This is a genomic window from Janthinobacterium svalbardense, from assembly GCF_002327145.1.
Lineage (GTDB): Bacteria > Pseudomonadota > Gammaproteobacteria > Burkholderiales > Burkholderiaceae_D > Janthinobacterium > Janthinobacterium tructae.
This window is the reverse complement of sequence record NZ_CP023422.1, coordinates 1692381-1713322: the sequence shown is the minus strand read 5'-3', so window position 1 is coordinate 1713322 and position 20942 is coordinate 1692381. Positions and strand designations below refer to the sequence as shown.

19 protein-coding genes are annotated in these 20942 nt (G+C 62.3%); 6 read left to right on the top strand and 13 right to left on the bottom strand.

The window, feature by feature from the left end; genetic code table 11:
- Positions 1–111: 111 nt before the first annotated feature.
- The 6 genes from CNX70_RS07435 to CNX70_RS07410 form a co-directional block, all read right to left on the bottom strand.
- Positions 112–1902: an acyl-CoA dehydrogenase gene (locus tag CNX70_RS07435; RefSeq protein WP_096234179.1), complete on the bottom strand. Its 1791-nt coding sequence runs from the start codon at positions 1900–1902 to the stop codon at positions 112–114.
- A gap of 90 nt (positions 1903–1992) precedes the next feature.
- On the bottom strand, positions 1993–2925 hold the full coding sequence (locus CNX70_RS07430; protein WP_096234178.1) for an electron transfer flavoprotein subunit alpha/FixB family protein: 933 nt from the start codon (positions 2923–2925) through the stop codon (positions 1993–1995).
- A gap of 40 nt (positions 2926–2965) precedes the next feature.
- Complete coding sequence (locus CNX70_RS07425; RefSeq protein ID WP_096234177.1) at positions 2966–3715, bottom strand: electron transfer flavoprotein subunit beta/FixA family protein; 750 nt, start codon at positions 3713–3715, stop codon at positions 2966–2968.
- Between the two features lie 267 nt (positions 3716–3982).
- Positions 3983–4210 (bottom strand): sulfurtransferase TusA family protein, encoded by a 228-nt coding sequence (locus CNX70_RS07420; protein ID WP_010395510.1) that lies wholly within the window; start codon positions 4208–4210, stop codon positions 3983–3985.
- A 230-nt stretch (positions 4211–4440) separates the two neighbouring features.
- Entirely contained in the window at positions 4441–7059 is a 2619-nt protein-coding gene (alaS, locus tag CNX70_RS07415; protein ID WP_096234176.1) for an alanine--tRNA ligase, read from the bottom strand.
- Between the two features lie 119 nt (positions 7060–7178).
- Positions 7179–7637: a Fur family transcriptional regulator gene (locus CNX70_RS07410; RefSeq protein WP_071079084.1), complete on the bottom strand. Its 459-nt coding sequence runs from the start codon at positions 7635–7637 to the stop codon at positions 7179–7181.
- 160 nt (positions 7638–7797) lie between these two features.
- Between CNX70_RS07410 and CNX70_RS07405 the strand changes: the two genes are divergently transcribed.
- Positions 7798–9867 (top strand): TonB-dependent receptor domain-containing protein, encoded by a 2070-nt coding sequence (locus tag CNX70_RS07405; protein ID WP_167389624.1) that lies wholly within the window; start codon positions 7798–7800, stop codon positions 9865–9867.
- A 73-nt stretch (positions 9868–9940) separates the two neighbouring features.
- Here the strand turns inward: CNX70_RS07405 and ugpQ are convergent, their stop codons facing one another.
- A complete protein-coding gene (ugpQ, locus tag CNX70_RS07400; RefSeq protein ID WP_096234174.1) occupies positions 9941–10681 on the bottom strand; it encodes a glycerophosphodiester phosphodiesterase in 741 nt (246 codons plus the stop codon).
- Positions 10682–10893: 212 nt separating this feature from the next.
- Here ugpQ and CNX70_RS07395 point away from each other — a divergent pair, with 212 nt between their 5' ends.
- On the top strand, positions 10894–11997 hold the full coding sequence (locus CNX70_RS07395) for a sensor histidine kinase (RefSeq protein ID WP_096234173.1): 1104 nt from the start codon (positions 10894–10896) through the stop codon (positions 11995–11997).
- On the top strand, positions 11994–12854 hold the full coding sequence (locus tag CNX70_RS07390; RefSeq protein WP_096234172.1) for a LytR/AlgR family response regulator transcription factor: 861 nt from the start codon (positions 11994–11996) through the stop codon (positions 12852–12854). Before CNX70_RS07395 ends, CNX70_RS07390 begins: the two co-directional genes overlap by 4 nt.
- A gap of 1 nt (position 12855) precedes the next feature.
- On the opposite strand, the gene CNX70_RS07385 is transcribed toward CNX70_RS07390, so the two are convergent.
- Positions 12856–13182 (bottom strand): hypothetical protein, encoded by a 327-nt coding sequence (locus CNX70_RS07385; protein ID WP_096234171.1) that lies wholly within the window; start codon positions 13180–13182, stop codon positions 12856–12858.
- A gap of 173 nt (positions 13183–13355) precedes the next feature.
- Between CNX70_RS07385 and CNX70_RS07380 the strand changes: the two genes are divergently transcribed.
- Positions 13356–13994, top strand: a complete 639-nt coding sequence (locus CNX70_RS07380; RefSeq protein WP_157750941.1) for a hypothetical protein — start codon at positions 13356–13358, stop codon at positions 13992–13994.
- Positions 13995–13998: 4 nt separating this feature from the next.
- Here CNX70_RS07380 and CNX70_RS07375 read toward each other — a convergent pair whose 3' ends face one another.
- A complete protein-coding gene (locus CNX70_RS07375) occupies positions 13999–15282 on the bottom strand; it encodes an MFS transporter (protein WP_244199064.1) in 1284 nt (427 codons plus the stop codon).
- Between the two features lie 108 nt (positions 15283–15390).
- Between CNX70_RS07375 and CNX70_RS07370 the strand changes: the two genes are divergently transcribed.
- Entirely contained in the window at positions 15391–16293 is a 903-nt protein-coding gene (locus tag CNX70_RS07370) for a LysR substrate-binding domain-containing protein (protein WP_096234169.1), read from the top strand.
- A gap of 31 nt (positions 16294–16324) precedes the next feature.
- Here the strand turns inward: CNX70_RS07370 and CNX70_RS07365 are convergent, their stop codons facing one another.
- The 4 genes from CNX70_RS07365 to CNX70_RS07350 form a co-directional block, all read right to left on the bottom strand.
- Entirely contained in the window at positions 16325–17197 is an 873-nt protein-coding gene (locus CNX70_RS07365; RefSeq protein ID WP_071079093.1) for a hypothetical protein, read from the bottom strand.
- A gap of 19 nt (positions 17198–17216) precedes the next feature.
- A complete protein-coding gene (locus CNX70_RS07360; RefSeq protein ID WP_096234168.1) occupies positions 17217–18008 on the bottom strand; it encodes a hypothetical protein in 792 nt (263 codons plus the stop codon).
- Complete coding sequence (locus CNX70_RS07355) at positions 17998–18510, bottom strand: hypothetical protein (RefSeq protein ID WP_096234167.1); 513 nt, start codon at positions 18508–18510, stop codon at positions 17998–18000. Before CNX70_RS07355 ends, CNX70_RS07360 begins: the two co-directional genes overlap by 11 nt.
- Before the next feature lie 105 nt (positions 18511–18615).
- Positions 18616–18909 carry a DnaJ domain-containing protein gene (locus CNX70_RS07350; protein WP_096234166.1) on the bottom strand — a complete coding sequence of 98 codons (294 nt, stop codon included), beginning with the start codon at positions 18907–18909 and terminating at the stop codon, positions 18616–18618.
- Positions 18910–19071: 162 nt separating this feature from the next.
- On the opposite strand from CNX70_RS07350, the gene CNX70_RS07345 reads away from it, so the two are divergent.
- Positions 19072–20838 carry a glutamine--tRNA ligase/YqeY domain fusion protein gene (locus CNX70_RS07345; RefSeq protein WP_096234165.1) on the top strand — a complete coding sequence of 589 codons (1767 nt, stop codon included), beginning with the start codon at positions 19072–19074 and terminating at the stop codon, positions 20836–20838.
- Positions 20839–20942 lie beyond the last annotated feature (104 nt).

The following is a 20942-nucleotide window of genomic DNA, read 5'->3' as shown; positions in this document are numbered from 1 at the left end:
GAACCCAAAAGCAAGTACTGGGGTCAGACCCGACGGGGGTATCAGTTCCTATGGAACTGATACCGATCTCGAAGAGACTGACCCCGGCATTTGCTGTTGGGTTGGCTAAACTTAGAACTGCTCTTCCGACAGCGCCATCACACCGGCGCTGCCATCGATGATGGTGGCGCGCAAGCCGGGCGCCTGCGACAGGATGTGATCGGCAAAGAAGCGCGCCGTGGCGATTTTTGCCTTGTAGAACGAGGCGTCGCCGCTGCCCTCTCCCAGCCTTTGCTGTGCCACCACGGCCGCGCGCGCCATTTGCCAGCCGCCCAGCACGATGCCGGCCAGCTTCAGATACGGCACGCTGCCCGCGAAGACGGCCTTGATATCCGTCTTCATGTTCACCACCACGTACTCGACCACGGCTTCGAGCGCGGCGCTGCCTTCGGCCAGGTGGCGCTGCATGGCCTGGAAGTCGGCGCCGGAGAGCTCGCCCAACTGGGCTTCCGTGGCGCGCACCTGGGCGATGATGGCTTTCGCCACGGCGCCGCCGTCGCGCACCGTCTTGCGGCCCACGAGGTCGTTCGCCTGGATGGCCGTCGTGCCTTCGTAGATGGTGAGAATCTTGGCGTCGCGGTAATGCTGGGCGGCGCCCGTTTCCTCAATGAAACCCATGCCGCCATGCACTTGCACGCCATCGCGCGTGACATCCTGCGACATTTCCGTGGCCCAACCCTTGATGACGGGCACCAGGTATTCATACGTCGCCAGGCTTTCCGCGCGCACTTCGGCCTCCGGATGGTGGTGCGCCACGTCGCTGATGGCCGCGCCCACGTAGGCCAGCGCGCGCGCCGCCTCCGTCTGCGAGCGCATCGACATCAGCATGCGGCGCACGTCCGGGTGGTGGATGATGGACACCGGGCCGGACGAGCCGGCCAGGTCGCGCGACTGCACGCGGTCCTTGGCGAACGCCACGGCTTGCTGGTAAGCGCGCTCGGCCAGGCCGATGCCTTGCAAGCCCACGCCGAAGCGGGCCGCATTCATCATGATGAACATGTATTCGAGGCCGCGATTTTCCTCGCCCACCAGGGTGCCGATGGCGCCGCCATGGTCGCCGAATTGCAGCACGGCCGTCGGGCTGGCCTTGATGCCCAGCTTGTGCTCGATCGACACACAGTGCGCGTCGTTGCGCTCACCCAGGCTGCCGTCGGCATTGACGAGGAATTTCGGCACGATGAACAGCGAAATGCCTTTCACGCCAGCGGGCGCGTCCGGCGTGCGGGCCAGCACCAGGTGGACGATGTTTTCCGCCATGTCGTGCTCGCCATACGTGATGAAAATCTTCGTGCCGAATACTTTATACGTGCCATCGCCCTGCGGCACGGCGCGCGTGCGCACGGCGGCCAGGTCGGAGCCCGCTTGCGGCTCCGTCAGGTTCATGGTACCCGTCCACTTGCCCGAGACCAGGTTTTCCAGGTAGACCGCCTTCTGCTCGTCGCTGCCGGCCGTCAGCAGCGCTTCGATGGCGCCGTCCGACAGCAGCGCGACCAAAGCGAACGAGATGCTGGCCGAGTTGAGCATTTCGATGCAGGGCGTGGCCAGCAACTTCGGCAAACCCTGGCCGCCGAATTCGGTCGGATGCTGCACGCCCTGCCAGCCCGCTTCGCCGTAGGCCTTGAAGGCTTCCTTGAAGCCTTTCGAGGTGGTCACTTGCCCGTCGTGCCAGAAGCTGGGTTCCTTGTCGCTGGGCCAGTTCAGGGGGGCCACCACGGCGCCGCAGAACTTGGCATTCTCTTCCAGCACGGCTTCGGCCGTGTCGGGCGTGGCGTCTTCACAGCCAGGTAAAGTATGGATTTCGGCCAGGCCGGCCAGTTCGTTCATGACGAACAACATGTCTTTCAGCGGGGCTTGATAGCTCATCTATTTCTCCAAGAAAAAAGCCACGCGCGGCTCGCCGTGTGGGGCGGGCCGGCGTGGCTTTGTCAATAACAAAACCTGAATGGGTAAGACTTAGCCCAGTTCCTTGACCAGTTGCGGCACGATCTCGAACAGATCGCCCACGATGCCGTAGTCGGCCACGGCAAAGATCGGCGCTTCCGGATCCTTGTTGATGGCGACGATGGTTTTCGAGTCTTTCATGCCGGCCAGATGCTGGATCGCGCCCGAGATACCGACGGCGATGTACAGCGATGGCGCGACGATCTTGCCCGTCTGGCCCACTTGCCAGTCGTTCGGCACGAAGCCGGCATCGACGGCGGCGCGCGAAGCACCCATGGCGGCGCCCAGCTTGTCGGCCAGCGGTTCCAGGATGTGGAAGTTCTCGGCCGAACCCATGCCACGGCCACCGGACACGATGATTTTCGCGGCGGTCAGCTCAGGACGGTCGGACTTGGCCAGCTCGCGGCCCACGAAAGTGGACTTGCCATTGTCGGCAACAGCAGCGACGGTTTCGGTGGCAGCCGAACCGCCGGTGGCGGCAGCGGCGTCGAAACCGGTGGTGCGCACGGTGATGACCTTGATCTTGTCGCCAGATTGCACGGTGGCAATCGCGTTACCGGCGTAGATCGGGCGCTCGAAGGTGTCAGGCGAGTCGACCTTGGTGATTTCCGAGATTTGCGCCACGTCCAGCTTGGCAGCCACGCGCGGCAGGATGTTCTTGCCGTAGGCGGTGGCTGGCGCCAGAATGTGGCTGTAGTTGCCGGCGATGGCCAGCACTTGCTCGGCCACGTTTTCGGCCAGGCCGTCGGCGAAGTATGGCGCGTCGGCCACGATGACTTTCGTCACGCCGGCGATTTGCGCGGCGGCAGCGGCAGCAGCCGAGGCGTTCGAACCTGCGACGAGTACGTGCACGTCGCCGCCGCACTGGGCAGCCGCGGTCACGGTGTGGTGGGTGCTGCCCTTTAAGGTAGCGTTGTCGTGTTCAGCAATAACTAATGCGACCATGATATGTCCTGTAATTGTTCTGGGTAGACGGCAAAGCCGCTTAGATGACTTTGGCTTCGGTACGCAGCTTGGCGACCAGCGTGGCCACGTCCGGCACCTTGATGCCGGCCGAGCGCTTGGCTGGCTCGACGACTTTCAGGGTCTTCAGGCGTGGCGCGACGTCGACGCCCAGGTCTTCCGGCTTCACGGTCTCGAGCGGCTTTTTCTTGGCCTTCATGATGTTTGGCAAAGTCACATAGCGTGGCTCGTTCAAACGCAGGTCGGTGGTGATGATCGCTGGCAAGGTCAATGCCAGGGTTTCCAGGCCGCCGTCGACTTCGCGCGTGACGGTGACTTTGCCGTCTTCCACCACGACTTTCGAGGCGAACGTGGCTTGCGGCCAACCCAGCAGGGCTGCCAGCATCTGGCCGGTCTGGTTGCTGTCGTCATCGATGGCTTGCTTGCCCAGGATGATCAGTTGCGGCTGCTCTTTCTCGGCCAGGGCTTTCACCAGCTTGGCCACGGCCAGCGGTTCCAGTTCGGTCGTCGTTTCCACCAGGATGCCGCGGTCGGCGCCGATGGCCATGGCGGTGCGCAGGGTTTCCTGGCACTGCGTCACGCCGCAGGAGATGGCGACCACTTCCGTGACCTTGCCGGCTTCTTTCAGGCGCATCGCTTCTTCCAGCGCGATCTCATCGAAAGGGTTCATCGACATTTTGACGTTGGCGGTATCGACGCCAGTGCCGTCACTCTTGACGCGGACTTTGACGTTATAGTCGACCACGCGTTTGACGGGTACCAAGACTTTCATAGCTATGCCTTTGGGAAATTATAAAAATGACGGATCAAGTGCTGACTGTGTGTTCGATTATAAGAGAAATTTGAATCCTGAACCGAATTTAAGCACGATCGTGCGATTTTTTGTTAGAGCAATCCATCTAAACTGTCCAGCTTCGAGGATTTCAGGGGAGTCTGCCGCTACGCTGCAGGGCAGCAAAAGGGCGCGAAAGTGACGCAAAAATGACGCAGCACGGCAAGGTACAAGCAGGCCGCGCCACGGCGGCCCCGGCAGGCAGAATTATTTGCGTTGCATCAGGAAGACGAATTCGGTACCCGTCTGCACATGCGACAACAGGGCATTGCCCGTTTGCTTGGCGAAAGCCTGGAAGTCGCGCACGGAACCGGGATCGGTTGCCATGATGCGCAGCACTTCCCCGCTCTGCAGCTCTGACAAAGCCTTTTTCGCCTTCAGAATCGGCAACGGGCAATTCAAGCCGCGCGCGTCGAGTTCTTTGTGAAATTCCATAATCTCGGTATCAAGTAGTGTGTCGCTCATCATCAATATCCCACCATTGTTTTGTTGTACTGATTTTCGACATACTACTCTAAATCAGGGGCATTGACGCGCTGCACCAAAATAGTTCATCGGCTGTTGTGGTGTCACAACGAGATTCCACACGGCAAAACGGCCCGCAAACATCGTCTGCGGGCCGTTTTCAAGGGGCTATGGGGCGCAAACCCCGCATATCCTCTAGCTTACGCCTGTGTTGCGCGTTCGCCGACCCAGGCCGGTACGCCGGCCAGAGCGTTCGCCAGACCACTCGGATCGGTACCGCCCGCTTGCGCCATATCGGGGCGTCCGCCGCCTTTTCCGCCCACTTGCTGTGCAACGAAGTTCACCAGCTCGCCCGCTTTGACACGGGAAGTGGCGTCCGCCGTGACGCCGGCGATCAGGCTGACCTTGCCATCCGTCACGCTGGCCAGCACGATGGCAGCCGTCTTCAGCTTGTCTTTCAGCTTGTCCATGGTTTCGCGCAAGCGGGCCACGTCGGCGCCATCGAGCACGGCGGCCAGCACCTTGATGCCATTCACATCGACGGCTTGCGTGACCAGCTCATCGCCCTGGCCGGAAGCCAGTTTCGATTTCAATGCAGCCAGTTCCTTCTCCAGCGCCTTCACATGGTCCTGCACCTGGACGATGCGGGCAGTCAGCTCTTCCGGCTGCGCCTTCAGCGCTTGCGCCGCTTCGACCAGGCGACGGTTGATGGTTTGCACCAGCGCCAGCGCGCCCTCGCCCGTCACCGCTTCCACGCGGCGGATGCCGGCGGCCACGCCGCTTTCGCCGATGATCTTGAACAAACCGATATCGCCCGTGCGCTGCACGTGGACGCCGCCGCACAGCTCTTTCGAGCTGCCGATGTCGAGCACGCGCACTTCGTCGCCGTATTTCTCGCCGAACAGGGCCATCGCGCCATGCTTGACGGCATCATCAAACGACATCAGATGGGCCTGCGTGGCGCGGTTTTCCAGGATCTCTTTATTGACGATGGTTTCCACGGCGACGATCTGTTCCGCCGTCATCGGCGCATGGTGGCTGAAGTCGAAACGGGTCTTGTCCGGATCGACCAGCGAGCCCTTTTGCGCCACATGGCTGCCCAGCACTTCGCGCAAGGCCTTGTGCATCAAGTGCGTGGCCGAGTGGTTGCGGATGGTGCGCGCGCGCTTGGCCGTGTCGACCTCGGCCGAGACGGCATCGCCCACCTTCAGCACGCCGGATTCGAGCACGCCGTGGTGGCCGAATACGTCAGCCTGGACTTTCAGCGTGTCGCTGACGGCAAAGCTGCCCGCGCCCGAGGCGATCACGCCCTGGTCGCCCACCTGGCCGCCCGATTCCGCGTAGAACGGCGTGGTGTCGAGCACCACGATGCCCTCCTGGCCGGCCTTCAGTTCCTGCACGGGCGTGCCGGCCGCGTACAGCGCCACGACCTTGCTACTGAACGTCAATTGATCGTAGCCGACGAATTTGTTTTTCTCACCCTTGTACTCGACCTTGCTGTCCTTGTGCGTCTTGCCACCCTTGCGCGACAGTTCCTGGCTTTCTTTCAGGGCCGCGTCGTAGCCCACCTGGTCGAACGTGATATTGCGTTCGCGGCAAATGTCGGCCGTCAGGTCCGGCGGGAAGCCGTAGGTTTCGTACAAAGTAAAAGCGGTGGCGCCGTCGATGCCCGTGGCATCCTTGGCCAGCTGCGCTTCCAGCACTTTCATGCCCGTTTCCAGGGTTTCGCCGAAACGCTCTTCCTCGGCTTTGAGCATGTTGGCGACGTTGTCTTTCGCTTCTTCCAGCTCAGGATAGGCGCCGCCCATCTCGATGGCCAGGTCGGCCACCAGCTTGTAGAAGAACGGTTTCGTCTGGCCCAGCTTGTGGCCATGGCGCAAGGCGCGGCGGATGATGCGGCGCAAGACATACGCGCGGCCTTCGCTGCCCGGAATGATGCCGTCGACGATCATGAAAGCGGCGGCGCGGATGTGGTCGGCGATCACGCGCAGCGACTTGTTTTCCAGGTCCGTGGCGCCCGTTTCGCGCGCGGCGGCGCGGATCAAATGCTGGAACAGGTCGATTTCATAGTTCGAATGCACGTGCTGCAGCACGGCGGCCAGGCGCTCCATGCCCATGCCCGTGTCGACGCACGGCTTCGGCAGCTTGTGCATGACGCCCGCTTCGTCGCGGTTGAACTGCATGAACACCAAATTCCAGATTTCAATGAAGCGGTCGCCATCTTCGTCCGGCGAGCCCGGCGGGCCGCCAGGGATGTCGGCGCCGTGGTCGTAGAAGATTTCCGTGCATGGACCGCATGGGCCCGTATCAGCCATCTGCCAGAAATTGTCCGACGCGTAGCGCGCCCCCTTGTTGTCGCCGATGCGGATGATGCGCTCGACAGGCACGCCGATTTCTTTCGCCCAGATATCGTACGCTTCGTCATCTTCGATGTAGACGGTGACGGTCAGCTTGTCAGCCGGCAAGCCATACACCTTGGTCAGCAATTCCCACGCGTATTGAATCGCGTCGCGCTTGAAATAGTCGCCGAAGCTGAAGTTGCCCAGCATTTCAAAGAATGTATGGTGGCGCGCCGTGTAGCCGACGTTTTCCAGGTCGTTGTGCTTGCCACCGGCGCGCACGCAGCGCTGCACCGAGGTGGCACGCGTGTACGGACGGCTGTCCGTGCCCGTAAACACATCCTTGAATTGCACCATGCCGCTGTTCGTCAACAGCAAGGTCGGATCGTTGCCTGGCACCAGGGAGCTGGAACGGACGATGGAATGGCCCTTGGATTCGAAAAATTTGAGGAACTTGTCGCGGATTTCAGATGATTTCATGTTTTTTTGGCAAAGAGTGGCGGCAGCTTTAAAGAGAAGATTATACGTGATATGGGGTGCGGCAATGACGGCTGGCCAGGGCATTGTTGCGCCCGTGCCAACACGAAGGGCTGGACCGCTCAGGCCGGGTCGTGGCCGCTGGCACAGGCGTGCACAGTGGTGGCAACGGCCGCGCTCCCCGCTGCGGCCGTGGCGCCGGCAGCGGCATTGCAATCGGCGCAGCGGCCGTACAAGGTCAATTCGTGGCGCTCGACGACAAAGCCTTGCGGCGCCATGCGCTTCAAGTCGCCCGGGCAATCATGCACATCGAACACGCGCTGGCACGTGGTGCACTGGAAATGGTGGTGGTGGTGATTGGCGGCCGTGTTCGACTCGTAGCGCGGGTTTTCACCCGGCAAGGTCACCACGTGCACCTTTTCTTCCAGCACCAAGGACTTCAAGTTGCGGTAAACGGTGGCGATACCCAGCTGCGTCACCTGCAAGCTGGCCTGTTCGAGAATTTCCTGCGCCGACAGGGGGCGCTGGGCCGACTCGATGGCGGCTTGAATAGCGGTTTTTTGACGTGTTGTGCGTTCCATAGCCGACAGAATACACCATCCGCCTTCTTCCACCGCCCGGAAAAACTGTCACACAGTAATGATAATGGGTTATCATTATCATCTTCGGGCAGTCACCCCATCCGGCAAGCGCCTGCCCAAACCCCGCCAACACCGATAGCCGATAAAGGAACTCTTGCCCATGTCCGTCCGTCCTCAACAACCCACTCCCCTCGCGCTGGCCATCATGCTGGCCTTTGCCGCCCCTGCCAGCGCCCTGGCGCAGCAGGCGGCCACCTTGCCAGCCGTCACCGTTTCGGCCAGCGCCCTGGCCCTGGGCAGCGACGACATGAGCACGCCAGTGACCGTACTGGAAGGTGAAGCACTGGTGCTGGCAAGAGCTGCCACCCTGGGCGAGACCCTGGCGGGACAGCCCGGCATCACGTCCAGCCATTTCGGCGCCGGCGCCAGCCGTCCCATCATCCGCGGCATGGATGGCCCGCGTGTCAAGGTGCTGTCCGATGGCGCCGAAGTGCAGGATGCCTCGACCATCAGCCCCGACCATGCTGTCGCGGCCGAGCCGATGCTGTCGGAACAGATTGAAGTCTTGCGCGGCCCGTCCGCGCTGGCTTACGGTGGCGGCGCCGTCGGTGGCGTGGTCAACGTGATCGACAAGAAAATCCCCACGCGCGTGCCAGCGAAAGGTGTCGAAGGCAGCGCGGAAGTGCGCGCCAATTCGGCCGCGCGCGAAAAAGCGGGCGCCTTTGAAGTCACTGGCGGCTCCGGCAACATCGCTGTCCATGCGGAAGGCGTCAAGCGCGATGCAAAAGAATACAAGGTCGGCAGCGGCTGGGAAGGCGGCTCCAAGGTGGCCGGCAGCTACAACAAGACGGACACGGGCAGCGTGGGCGTATCGTGGGTGGGTCAACGCGGCTTCCTGGGCCTGGCCTTCACCAGCCAGCATGCGCAATACGGCTTGCCTGGCCACAACCATGAATTCGAGAGCTGCCACCCGCACGGCACGCACCTGCATTGCGGCGGTCACGACGGCCACGACCACGGTGCTGAAGAGGAACATGGCGACGAACATGAGCACGACCACGAACATAGCGCCGTGCCCTACGTGAAGCTGAAAAGCGAGCGCTGGGATGTGCGCGGCGAATTGCGCGATCCCGTGCCAGGCTTCGCCAAGCTGCGCCTGCGCGCCGCGTTCACCGACTACAAGCACGACGAAATCGAAGGCACGGAAATTGCCACCACGTTCAAGAACAAGGGCCACGATGCGCGCCTCGAAATGGAACACCATCCCGTCTTCGGCTGGCGCGGCGTGGTCGGCCTGCAAACGTCGAAGCGCGATTTCTCCGCCTTGGGCGAAGAAGCGTATGTAGCGCCAACGGTGACCAAGAAACACGCAGCTTTCCTGGTGGAAGAATACAAGCTCGACCAATGGCGCTTCGAGGCGGGCTTGCGCCACGAATGGCAAGACATCACGGTCGACAGCGCCACCCTGCAAGACCGCAGCGCCAAGGGCACGTCCGTCTCGCTGGGCGCCGTGTGGAAATTTGCGCCCCAGTATTCGCTCGGCTCGACCATTTCCCGCACGCACCGTTTGCCTAGCGCCGAGGAATTGTATGCGCACGGCGTGCACATGGCCACGGCCACGTATGAGCTGGGCAACCAAAACCTGAGCAAGGAAACGTCGAACAATATCGACTTGACCTTGCGTAAATATGCGGGCGCCACGACCTTCTCGGCCAGCGCCTACCGCAACAAGGTCGACAACTATATCTTCGGCTCCACGCTGGACAACCACGAAGGCTTCCAGCTGATCCAGTACGCCCAGCGCGACGCCACGTTCACTGGCGTGGAAGGGCAAGTGCGCCAGCAATTGACCCCCATGTTCGGCGCCAGCGTGTTCGGCGACTATGTGCGAGCCAAGCTGGCCGACGGTGGTGGCAATTTACCCCGCATCCCCGCCCAGCGCGTCGGCGTGAAGTTTGACGCCAACTGGCAGGCGTGGAGCGGCGTGGCCGAGTTCTACCGCGTGGGCAAGCAGGATAAAGTGGCGGCGTTCGAAACGGCAACCCCGGGCTACAACATGCTGAACCTGTCCGCCAACTACGACACCCGCATCGGCACGACGCCGGCCCAGTTCTACATCAAGGCGAATAATTTGACGAATGAACTGGCGTACAGCCATACCTCGTTCATCAAGAATGCGGCGCCGTTGATGGGGCGCAATGTCACGGTCGGCATGCGCGTGACTTTCTAGACGCTGAACCCAACGGCAAAGACTGGGGTCGTACCCTGCAGGGTACGACCCCAGATGTTGCTTTGGGTTACGTTCAGACTGGCTTGATCAAATCTATCCTGTCCGTACAAAACCCATCCACGCCCCAGGCCAGCAGCTCGCTGGCCCGTTCAGGCGTGTTGACGGTGTAGCAGAACAGCCCATATCCTGCCGCCTTTACCTCTCGCGCCAGTTCCGGCGTCAGCTGCTGGTGGTCGCAATGAATCGCCGCCACGTCCAGTTCCTTTGACTTTTGCGCCCAATCAGATGGTATCGCTTCGACCAGCCAGCCGCGCGCCAGTTCCGGCGCCGCCTGGCGTGCCGCTTCCAGTGCGGCGATGCTGAACGACGATAGCAGCGGCAATAACTCTCCTGCAGTCAGTTCCTTCGCGAAATAATCGCGCGTGACGCGCGCCACCGCCGCGCCCGTGGCCACGTCAACGCCGGGTGCCGGTTTGATTTCGACATTCATCCAGATGCGCTGCGCCTTGCAATACGCCACCACGGCGTCAAACGTGGGCACGCCCTCGCCCGCGAACTCCGGGCCGAACCAAGCGCCCGCTTCCATGGCGCCCAGTTGCGCGGCCGTGTAATCGTTGACATGGCCGCTGCCGGCCACCGTGCGGCCCAGTTCCGGGTCATGCACGACGACGGGCACGCCGTCGGACGCCAGCATGACGTCGAACTCCACGGCGCGGTAGCCGTAGGCCAGGCCGCAGCGCAGGGCGGCCAGGGTGTTTTCAGGCGCCAGGGTACCGCCGCCGCGGTGCGCCAGGGTGCGTGGGTAGGGCCACATGCTGTTCCTTTATCGTGATGAGGTTGTCGATCAAGACGTCGTGCCATCATCGCGCGCAAGCGCCACTGTGTAAAGGACGCGACGTAAAGGACACGATCAGGCGATTGGCGCCACATCCGCACAGTTTCGTCGCAACCGCGTTGCGCCCGCGTGCAGAGCCGCCCATAATTGCCGCATTGCCAATCCGAGCGCCCACCTGAAAGCAGTCCCGCATGCACACTACCGACGCAGCCCCCCGCAAGACGGGCTTTCCCTACCGGCGCCTGCTGGCCGATGCCCGTTATGCGCTGCTGCTCAATGTGCTGTGCGCCCTCTTCGTCACCTTCGTGCTGAGCGGCGGGCAAAGCTTCTGGCTCAACCTGCTGGCCTCGATGTGCATCGGCGGCATCGTCTTCCTGCTCATCGACGGCATCCGCCTGGCATGGTGGGGCGAACAGCGGCGCGCCCCATTGCTGCCGTTCAGCATCCTCGTCATCGTCAGTGCCGCCGTGGCGCAGGTGGCCGGCACCATGCTGTTCGGCTGGCTCGCCAATATCGACGTTCCCGCGCCCGTTTCCATGTCGCCACGCAATGTCGGCATGACGGTGTTCACCTTGGCGGTGGCGGGAGCGGCCATCCTGTTCTTTGGCAGCCGCGAAAAGATTGCGCGCCTGCAAATGGAGGCAGCCCAGGAAAAGGCCCGCGCCGAGTCCGTGGCGCGCCAAGCCATGCAAGCGCAACTGCAACTGCTGCAAGCGCAGATCGAACCGCACATGCTGTTCAACACGCTGGCCAATCTGCAGGGTCTGATCAGCTTTGATCCGGACCGCGCCCAGCTGCTGCTCGATCAATTGATCCAGTATTTGCGCGCCACCCTCTCTTCCTCGCGCGCCGGGTCCACCACCCTGAAACAGGAGTTTTCCCTGATGCAAGCCTACCTGGGCCTGATGTCCACCCGCATGGGCGCGCGCCTGCGCTTTACGCTGGACTTGCCCGAGGCCTTGCGCGATATCAAAGTGCCGCCCATGCTGCTGCAGCCGCTGGTAGAAAACGCCATCCAGCATGGCCTGGAAGCAAAGATCGAAGGCGGCCATATCCACGTGCAGGCTTCCACGAACGACGGTGTGCTGATCCTGACGGTTGCCGACGATGGCCTGGGCCTCGATCATCCGGGCCAGACCAAGGGCACGCATCTGGGCGTGGCGAATATCCGCGAACGCCTGCGCGGCATGCATGGCGATGCCGCCAGCCTGTCGCTGGCCGCCAACCATCCGGCAGGCGCGATCGCCCGCCTGACACTCCCCCTTCCACCCACCATCACGAGCCCCCTCGCATGAGCCACCACATCCCGCGCGCCCTGATCGCCGAAGACGAACCCATCCTTGCCGCCGCCCTCGCGCACGCCTTGCAACGGCTGTGGCCGGAACTCGACATTGTCGCCACCTGCCCCAACGGCGTGGAAGCCTTGCGGCAAGGCCTGGCACTGCAGCCCGACATCCTCTTTCTCGACATCAAGATGCCAGGCAAGACGGGCCTGGAAGCGGCCGAGGAATTAGCAGAACAGTGGCCCGACGGCGTGCCTTTCCCCCACATCGTGTTCGTCACGGCCTACGATGAATACGCGCTGGCCGCCTTCGAGCACGCAGCCGCCGATTACGTATTAAAACCCGTCAACGATGCACGCCTGGGCAAGACGGTGGAACGCCTGCAGCAGCGCCTGCGCGACAGCAGCAACGCTACAACAACAGCAAGCCCAGCGGCATCCACCACGACGGCACCCTTGGCGACGACGGAAACAACAGCGTCCGCCAGCGATGACAACCTGGCCCGACTGCTGAGCCAGCTGCAAGCCATGCTGCCGCCCGCGCCGCGCCTGCAAATGATACGGGCGGCCGTCGGCAACAGCGTGCGCATGATCGCCCTGGCCGACGTCGTGTATTTCGAAGCGCTGGACAAATACATCAACGTCGTGTGCCAGGACAGCGAAGCACTGATACGCACAAGCCTGAAGGAATTGCTGCCCCAGCTGGACCCGCAACAATTCTGGCAAATTCACCGGGGCACCATCGTCAATGCCAGCGCCATCGCCACGGCCGTGCGCGACGAGGCCGGCAAGCTGTCGCTGACCCTGCGCCAGCATCCGGCACAGCTGCGCGTCAGTCCGCTATATGCCCATCTGTTCCGCCAGATGTAAGCTAGTGCATTTGGTGCTTCAGGTCCGATAATTCATCGTGCACCTTGAGCACGGCGCTCTTCATTTCGGGCGTCACGCTGGACGCCGTGCCACAGGCCCGCTTGGCGCGGTCGCCCAGCGACTCCATCTGGTCGACGGCCTGGCGGATGCGCGCATCGTCTTGCGTGTCGATGGCTTGCCGCACGGCGCTCTTTTGCTGGTCCAGCTGGTTGATGCAATCTTTCAAGTCCATCGGCATGCCCTGCTGTTTTCCGCACAGCTGGGCCGCCTGGCCGATCGCGTGTTCGATGGCGCCAAAGCGCCGTGCCACTTCCTTTACCTGCATCATGATGTGTCCTCCCATGCTATCTGCAGTTGGATCGTCAGGCCGATCCAAGGTTCCCCACCGCCCGCCAAGGCATTGAAATTTCCATGAGGCACTTTTTTGTAAGCGCTTGTGACATTTTAGATAATAATCAAATACCTCGGATACATTGGCGTACCTGAACCACCATGCCCTCCATGACCTCTTTGCCACCTCTGCCCCGCCGCGCGCCCGGCCTGCTGCTGATCGTCCTGCTGCACGCGGGACTGGCCTATGTCATCGTGCAGTCGCGGCCCCGCCTTGCCACTGACGAGAACCTGCCGCAAGGTCCGGCCATCAGCTGGCTGCGCCACACGCTCCCGGCGCCGCCCAAGCCCCTGCCGTTGCCAAGCATCAAACCGGCCGCCGCGCGCCCGCCGCGCCAGCCAATGGCGGCGCCCATCAGCCGCCCCCTGCCCGCCCCCACCGTCGAGCAGGTGCCAGCGCCTGCAACACCGGAAGCGATCACGGCGCCGCCAGCGCCCAGCGCGGCCGAGATCCTGGCGCAAGCCAAGCGCGACGTGGGCAAGATCGACAAGGATTTACGCAAGGAATTCCCGCAGCGCGGCGAGCAAAAACTGGACGACACAGGCTTCAAGCGCATGCAGCAAGGCTTTGCCGAGGCCTACGCGGCCGTGCCGCCGAAATGGTATGAAGCGTCAAAAATCGAGGAAGTGGGCGCGAATGCGGCCAAAGGCAGCCGCACCTACAAGATCACCAGCGCGCTGGGCACCTTGTGCGTGACCACGCGCGCGGGCAAGCAGGGGGAAACGATGATCGGCAACTGCCCCAAATAGCCGCTCAACCCACCGCTTCGCGCGCGCCCAGCGGTTGCAGATGGCGCAAGCGCAAGGCGATCAGCACGCCGCCGCCCAGGCACAGGCCCAGCATGATGATGACGCCCGTCCAGCCATCGAAGCCCCACATCATGCCCGAGGCGGAACCGATCAGGCTCGATCCCAGGTAATAGAACAGCAGATAGAAGGCCGACGCCAGCGCCTGCGGCGCACGCGCGCGGCGGCTGACCCAGCTGCTGGCGATCGAATGCGAGGCAAAGAAGCCGAAGGTGGCCAGCGCCATGCCGATGACGATCAGCGGCAGGGAATCGAACAGGGTCAATACAATGCCGGACAGCATCAGCGACAGCATGATCCACAGCACGCCCCGGCGCCCCAGGCGGTCCACCAGGCGTCCCGCCCAGACAGAACTGAAGATGCCTATCGGGTACAGAAAGGCCAGCAAGCCGACCGTGCTCTGGCGCAAGTTGAACGGCGCGGCCAGCAGGCGGTAACCGATGTAGTTATACAGGCTGACAAAACAGCCCATCAGCACGAACGCCAGGCAAAACAGCCACGGCAAGCCCCGGTCGGAAAAATGCTGTTTGATGGCGTGCGGCAAGGCATTCCAGCCACGGGTACTGGGCACGAAATTTTTCGATGCGGGCAGGCTGCGCCAGAATTCCGCCGCCGCCAGCACGCCAGCCACGCCCAGCACGCCCAAGGCCCAGCGCCACGAGAGGAAATCGCTGAGCATCGAAGCGATCAGGCGCCCCGACATGCCGCCAAAGGCGCTGCCGGCAATATACAGCCCCATCGACAAGCCCAAGGACGGGCCCTCAATTTCCTCGCCCAGGTAAGCCATGGCCACGGCCGGCATGCCGCCCAGGGCCACGCCCAGCGCGGCGCGGATCGCCAGCAGCTGCGCGTAATCCTGCGCGAAGGCGGACAAAATCGTCAATATGGCGGCGAAAAACATCGACGCCACCATCAGCGGTTTGCGTCCCACTCTGTCCGAGACGGCGCTCAGCAGCACCAAGGAAATGGCCAGCAAGCCGCTCGACACGGACAGGGACCAGCTGCTCTGCGCCGGCGTCAGGTGGAACTGCTGCGACAGCAGGGGGAACAGGGGCTGGATGCAGTACAGCAAGCTGAAGGTGGAAAAACCGCCGAAGAACAGGGCGCGGTTGCTGCGCTTGAATTCGATGGATCCCTTGGCGATGGCCGAACGGGGAGCGGGAGCGGCGGGAGCAACAGGAGAAAGCGCCGGGGTGGCGGCAGAGGCAAAAGCGAGCGATGAATCAGACATGGCCGTGTTTCAAAAGAGAAGCGAATCTGCATGTTAGGATTGCCAACTCATATCGTCCAATATATATTTAAGGTCCAACTCATACTTTGAAACGATTACTGGACGAACATGGAACTGCGCCACCTGCGTTACTTTGTCGCCGTCGCCGAAGAGCTGCACTTCACGCGCGCGGCCGAGCGCCTGCACATCGGCCAGCCACCGCTGAGCCAGCAAATCCAGGCGCTGGAAGCCGAACTCGGTGCACAGTTGTTCGAGCGCAACAAGCGTTCCGTGCGCCTGACGCAGGCGGGCGCGCTCTTCCTCGACGATGCGCGGCGCATCCTGGCCCTGTCGGAACAAGCGGCCGTCACGGCGCGCCGGGCGCAGCGGGGCGAAGCGGGCGAGTTGCGCATCGGCTTTACGTTTTCCACGCCGTTTACGCCCTACTTCGCTACCGTCATCAACCGCTACCGCCAGCAATTCCCGCACGTCACCTTGACCTTGCACGAAATGGCCACATTGCATCAGCTGGAAGCGATCTCGGGCAGGACGATGGACCTGGGTTTCGTACGCCCGCCGGAAACGACGTACCCGGACGACATCCGCCTCACCGAATTGCGGCAAGACCCGCTATTCCTCGTGCTGCCTGTCGCCCATGCGCTGGCGGCCAAGGAGGCGATTGCCATTGCCGACATGGCGGGCGAAGGTTTTGTGATGTACCCCAAGGATGCGGGCACGGGGATTTATCCGCAGATCTTCCGCCTGTGCAAGGCGGCCGGCTTCGTGCCACAGGTGACGCAGGAAGCGGGCGAAGCGTCGACCATCATCGGCCTGGTGGCGGCCGGCTGCGGCATTTCCGTGCTGCCCGCCTCGTTCGACCGCATCCGCATGGATGGTGTGTGCTACCGTCCCATCGCCGACCCGCAGGCGACCACCAGTCTGTTATTGGCACAAAGGGAAGAAGAGACGTCGCCGCTGGTGGCGGCATTCGTGACACTGGCCGAGGCAGCGGCGCTGGAAGAAAAAGAATAGGCCGGCGCGTGCCGGCCCACATGGACGCAGATCAGGAATAATCCGCATCCAGCTCCGAACCCGCGTAGTTTTCCAGGTCCTCGAACAGGCTCTTCATGCTGGCCCTCGTCAGGATTTTATGCACCACGGTGCAGCTGCGGCGGTAGGATTCTATGCGGTCGAGCAACACCGGGTGATGCTGCACGGGCACCTTGGCCACCAGGGCGGCCCAGCCTTCCTCGAAATCGGGCTTGTTCTTGCGCACGGAACGCACAAAGCGTTCAAATTCCTTCTGCCCCGTGCGCGCCATGATGCGTCCGCCGCCTTCGATGGCGAAGATGATGGCCACGGCAATCACACCCTCGGCATTCAGGTCGCTATCGCTGACGGGGCCGTTGTCATGGTGGCGGCGCAGCCAGCTGGCCAGGCGCACCACGGCTTGCACTTCCTTGCGCTGTTGCAACTGCAGCGCATACTTTTCATAGCCGGCCCAGTTCTGGTTCGGGTCGGCCTGGCAAATATCGATGAACAGCTCGCGCAAACGGCGCGCAAGGTAGACGGGGTCCTGGTCGTATTCACCGACGAGGGCATCTTCCGGCAGCTGCGACAATTCCTTGATCAGGCGAAAGCCCACCTGGAACGCGTGCTCGGCGCCGTGCTCGACGAGGAAATCGAGGGCGGCCTGGTCGCCTTCATGCGTGACGGCCTGCTCCAGGCCCAGCGAGACGCCGCCCACCGTCAGGAACAGCGCTTTCTGGATGCCGTCGGCCGTGCGTTCATTCGTGAACTTCTCGGCCACCATGGCCGTGATGCCCGTCAACTCGTCGGCCAGGTCCAGCGCCGCATCCTCGCGCGGGTCGTTCGGCAACAGCTTGATGGCGCGCACCAGGCGCGGAAGATTTTCTACAACAATTGCTGGCAGCATTAGACGTTCCCTGCTTTCATTACGAGAAAATACCGGTGCCCAGGCTGCGGCGCGTGCTGGAACGCGGCGCGCTGCGCGTGCTCGGCACTTGCTTGCGCAGGCGGTACAGCAATTCCTTGGTACTGCGCTGCAACATGGTCGGTTCTTCGTCCGGGTCGTCCGAATATTCGGCATCGGCCAGGTCGGCGCTGTGACGGAAGTCGGGGAACAGTTCGAACAGCGAGCGGTCCCAGCCATCTTCATTCGCTTGCGCCAGCTCGATGGCCAGCGGCACGATGTCGTTGTCGGACGAGGTCACGCCCGTCACGTACGGTCCCTTGATGACGATTTCGCCCGCCACTTCGAGGATTTCCTTCGGCGCCATCGAGAACAGGATGGCGAACGCGGTGGCGCCCCAGTCGGTGGCGGATGCTTCGAGCAGCAGCTCGCGGCGGCGCTCGGCGTCGTCGGTGGAAAACACCACGCCGTGGATGTGCGCGAACAGCGATTCGGCGATGCGTTCCGGATCATCTTCGATCTGGTCGTCGCTCCAGGTGGCGGCGATGAAAGCCAGGCTGTCAGCCCAGGCCTTCGGCGGCACCAGCAAGGTGGCCAGCGACATCTTGCCGCCATCAAAGCCGGCCAGGTGCAGGGCCGTCACTTGCGGCGGGATGGCATTGAGCACTTCCACCACGGCCAGATCGCCGTACTGGTCGGCCGCGTCCGCAAACGCCTGCTCGGCGTGGCCCAGCGAACCGGACAGCACCAATTCCATGACCTGCTTGGTCAGCGCGGGCAGGTTGCTTTTTTGTTCATCCTTGTTATCGGCCATGGTCGTCTCCATCCTGGTCAAACATCTGGGCGAAATCATCGGTGGCTTCGTCGTCATCCATCTCGTCGTCGCCGTCGTCATTGGCCGCCAGCTGGTCGAGCGACTGGTCGTCGTCGTCCCACAGGCGCGGGTTCTTGTGCAAAAAGGCCGTGATGATGGCCTGGCGCGCCAGGTCGGGGAAGCTCTCTTCGATGGCGGCGTACATCTTCGCCGCTTCCGGCGCGGCGCACGTGGCCATGGAAAACACACGGGCCGGGTCGCCGAACTCGTAGTCTTCGCTTTCGGCCAGCAAGCCTTTCGGGTCGCTGAAGGTGATGTGGTCGACCAGCGCGAAGGCCAGCATGTTCACGTCTTCGATGCCGCCGCCGCTGGCGTACTCGCTCACCAGCGTGTCGACCATGCTTTTATAGTTCTTGCGGTTTGGCGGGTCGCCAAGGATGCCATCGATCTGGCCTTCCAGCTCGCGCGACTGGTACGCGAATTCAGGGTGTACTCTTCTCATGCTGTGCTTTCCAATGTAATGCGCGGCACTTTTACTTAAAAGCAAAAGCACCATTGTTTGTTGTTTTTCAAATCATGCGGGTTGGCCGGGCACCCGCCGGCAGGCTTAGTCTGCTGGCAGTACTGTGCCATGCAGCCGGAACACGCCGCACCACAGGGCATACGCTTCCGCTTCCGGATCGATGATGATGCGGTGGTTCACGCTCTGGTCGTATTCGGCGCGCTTGACCGGGTCGGCCAGGATTTCATACGCCTTGGTGACGCTCTTGAAGCGCGCCTCGGCGCCGGGAGCCTGGTTGCGGTCGGGGTGGAAGCGCATGGCCAGCGAACGGTAAACCTTCTTGATTTCATCGTCGCTGGCATTGGGCGCGACACCGAGGACGTTATATAAATTTTCCATAAATGGCTCCGGGGTCACGTTTTGTTTGCTAATTAAAGGCAGATTATCCTATAGAACGGCGCCCGCGTCGCTTGCATGCTGGGATATGGGGGCAAATACGTGCTTATAAAGCGCTTGCGGTACGGTAAAATGCTTTTTACTGTCACTCTTCCGCATTGATCAATGAGCAACGATAAACCGAATACCGCCGCGCCAGCGCTGGCGCCCAATTTCTTGCGTAACATCATCGAAGCCGACCTGGCTGCCGGCGCCCACGTGCGTCCCGGCCTGCCCCAGGTGATCACGCGTTTCCCGCCGGAGCCGAACGGCTACCTGCACGTGGGCCACGCCAAGTCGATCTGCGTCAACTTCGGCCTGGCGCGCGATTACGCCGGCCAGTGCAACCTGCGCTTCGACGACACCAATCCGGCGAAGGAAGAGCAGGAATACGTCGACACCATCATGGACAGCGTGAAATGGCTGGGCTTTGACTGGGAACCGAAGCATGCCGATGGCCAGAGCCACCTGCACTACGCGAGCGACTATTTCGACCAGCTGTACGCAATGGCCGAGTACCTGATCACGGCCGGCTTTGCCTATGTGGATAGCCAGAGCGCCGAAGACATGGCCGCCAACCGGGGCAATTTCGGCCAGGCCGGCAAGAATTCGCCGTTCCGCGACCGTCCGCGCGACGAATCGCTGGCCCTGTTCCGCGCCATGAAGGCGGGCGAATACAAAGATGGCGAGCACATCCTGCGCGCGAAGATGAGCGAAGATGCCATGCGTTCGCCGAACATGAACTTGCGCGACCCGGCCATCTACCGCATCCGCCATGCGCACCACCACCGCACGGGCGACGCTTGGTGCATCTATCCGATGTACGACTACACGCACCCGATCTCGGACGCGCTGGAAAACATCACGCATTCGATCTGCACACTGGAATTTCAGGACCACCGCCCGTTCTACGACTGGCTGCTGGAAACCCTGTCGGCCGGCGGCTTCTTCCAGCAACCGGTGCCGCGCCAGTTCGAATTCTCGCGCCTGAACCTGACCTACATCGTCACCAGCAAGCGCAAGCTGCGCCAGCTGGTGGAAGAGCACATCGTCGACGGCTGGGACGACCCCCGCATGCCGACTCTGGTGGGCATGCGCCGCCGCGGCTACACGCCGGAAGCGATTCAATTGATGTGCGAACGCACGGGCGTGACCAAGTCCGACGGCTGGATCGACTACAGCGTGCTGGAAGGCTGTTTGCGCGAAGACCTGGACCCGAAGGCGCCGCGCACGGTGGCTGTGCTGCGTCCGTTGAAGTTGATCATCGACAATTTCCCTGAAAACGACAGCGTGGAATGCACGGCACCCGTGCACCCGCACTTCCCGGAACGGGGCTTGCGCACCTTCCCCATCTCGCGCGAGCTGTGGATCGAAGAAGACGACTTCATGGAAGTGCCGAACAAGGGTTACTTCCGCCTGTATCCACCGATAGCCGACAAGCCGGGCAGCCGTGTGCGCCTGCGCTACGGCTATGTGATCGAATGCACGGGCTTTGACAAGGATGAAAACGGCAAGGTCATCGCCGTGCATTGCAATTACTTTGAAGACAGCAAGTCGGGCACCGAAGGCAGCTCGACCTACAAGGTCAAGGGCAATATGCACTGGGTCAGCGCGCCGACGGCAATTCCCGCCGAAGTGCGCCTGTACGACCGCCTGTTTACCGATCCGCAGCCGGACGCGGGCGGCAAGGACTTCAAGCTGGCCCTGAACCCGCTGGCCAAGGAAGTGGTGCAAGCGTGGCTGGAACCGGGCGCGGAACTGGCTCAGCCGGAACAGCGCTTCCAGTTCGAGCGCCACGGCTATTTCGCGGCCGACCGCGTCGACAGCCAGCCGGGCAAGCCCGTCTTCAACCGCATCGTCACCCTGAAAGACAGCTGGCAGCCGGCAAAATAAGGCGCCGGACGAGCCACAAAAAAAACCGCTGCGGCGGTTTTTTTTCGTCTTAGCAGCATCGTACCAGCGAAATATTGCCTGTTGACTATGTTCACGATAATTTT

Coding starts and splice junctions, on each gene's coding strand:
- CNX70_RS07380 (WP_157750941.1), top strand. CDS start 13,356: ATGACCTCTTTGCCACCTCTGCCCCGCCGCGCGCCCGGCCTGCTGCTG.
- CNX70_RS07390 (WP_096234172.1), top strand. CDS start 11,994: ATGAGCCACCACATCCCGCGCGCCCTGATCGCCGAAGACGAACCCATC.
- CNX70_RS07405 (WP_167389624.1), top strand. CDS start 7,798: ATGTCCGTCCGTCCTCAACAACCCACTCCCCTCGCGCTGGCCATCATG.
- CNX70_RS07370 (WP_096234169.1), top strand. CDS start 15,391: ATGGAACTGCGCCACCTGCGTTACTTTGTCGCCGTCGCCGAAGAGCTG.
- CNX70_RS07430 (WP_096234178.1), bottom strand. CDS start 2,925: ATGGTCGCATTAGTTATTGCTGAACACGACAACGCTACCTTAAAGGGC.
- CNX70_RS07345 (WP_096234165.1), top strand. CDS start 19,072: ATGAGCAACGATAAACCGAATACCGCCGCGCCAGCGCTGGCGCCCAAT.
- CNX70_RS07360 (WP_096234168.1), bottom strand. CDS start 18,008: ATGGCCGATAACAAGGATGAACAAAAAAGCAACCTGCCCGCGCTGACC.
- CNX70_RS07395 (WP_096234173.1), top strand. CDS start 10,894: ATGCACACTACCGACGCAGCCCCCCGCAAGACGGGCTTTCCCTACCGG.
- CNX70_RS07385 (WP_096234171.1), bottom strand. CDS start 13,182: ATGATGCAGGTAAAGGAAGTGGCACGGCGCTTTGGCGCCATCGAACAC.
- CNX70_RS07435 (WP_096234179.1), bottom strand. CDS start 1,902: ATGAGCTATCAAGCCCCGCTGAAAGACATGTTGTTCGTCATGAACGAA.
- CNX70_RS07355 (WP_096234167.1), bottom strand. CDS start 18,510: ATGAGAAGAGTACACCCTGAATTCGCGTACCAGTCGCGCGAGCTGGAA.
- CNX70_RS07375 (WP_244199064.1), bottom strand. CDS start 15,282: ATGTCTGATTCATCGCTCGCTTTTGCCTCTGCCGCCACCCCGGCGCTT.
- alaS (WP_096234176.1), bottom strand. CDS start 7,059: ATGAAATCATCTGAAATCCGCGACAAGTTCCTCAAATTTTTCGAATCC.
- ugpQ (WP_096234174.1), bottom strand. CDS start 10,681: ATGTGGCCCTACCCACGCACCCTGGCGCACCGCGGCGGCGGTACCCTG.
- CNX70_RS07350 (WP_096234166.1), bottom strand. CDS start 18,909: ATGGAAAATTTATATAACGTCCTCGGTGTCGCGCCCAATGCCAGCGAC.
- CNX70_RS07425 (WP_096234177.1), bottom strand. CDS start 3,715: ATGAAAGTCTTGGTACCCGTCAAACGCGTGGTCGACTATAACGTCAAA.
- CNX70_RS07365 (WP_071079093.1), bottom strand. CDS start 17,197: ATGCTGCCAGCAATTGTTGTAGAAAATCTTCCGCGCCTGGTGCGCGCC.
- CNX70_RS07410 (WP_071079084.1), bottom strand. CDS start 7,637: ATGGAACGCACAACACGTCAAAAAACCGCTATTCAAGCCGCCATCGAG.
- CNX70_RS07420 (WP_010395510.1), bottom strand. CDS start 4,210: ATGGAATTTCACAAAGAACTCGACGCGCGCGGCTTGAATTGCCCGTTG.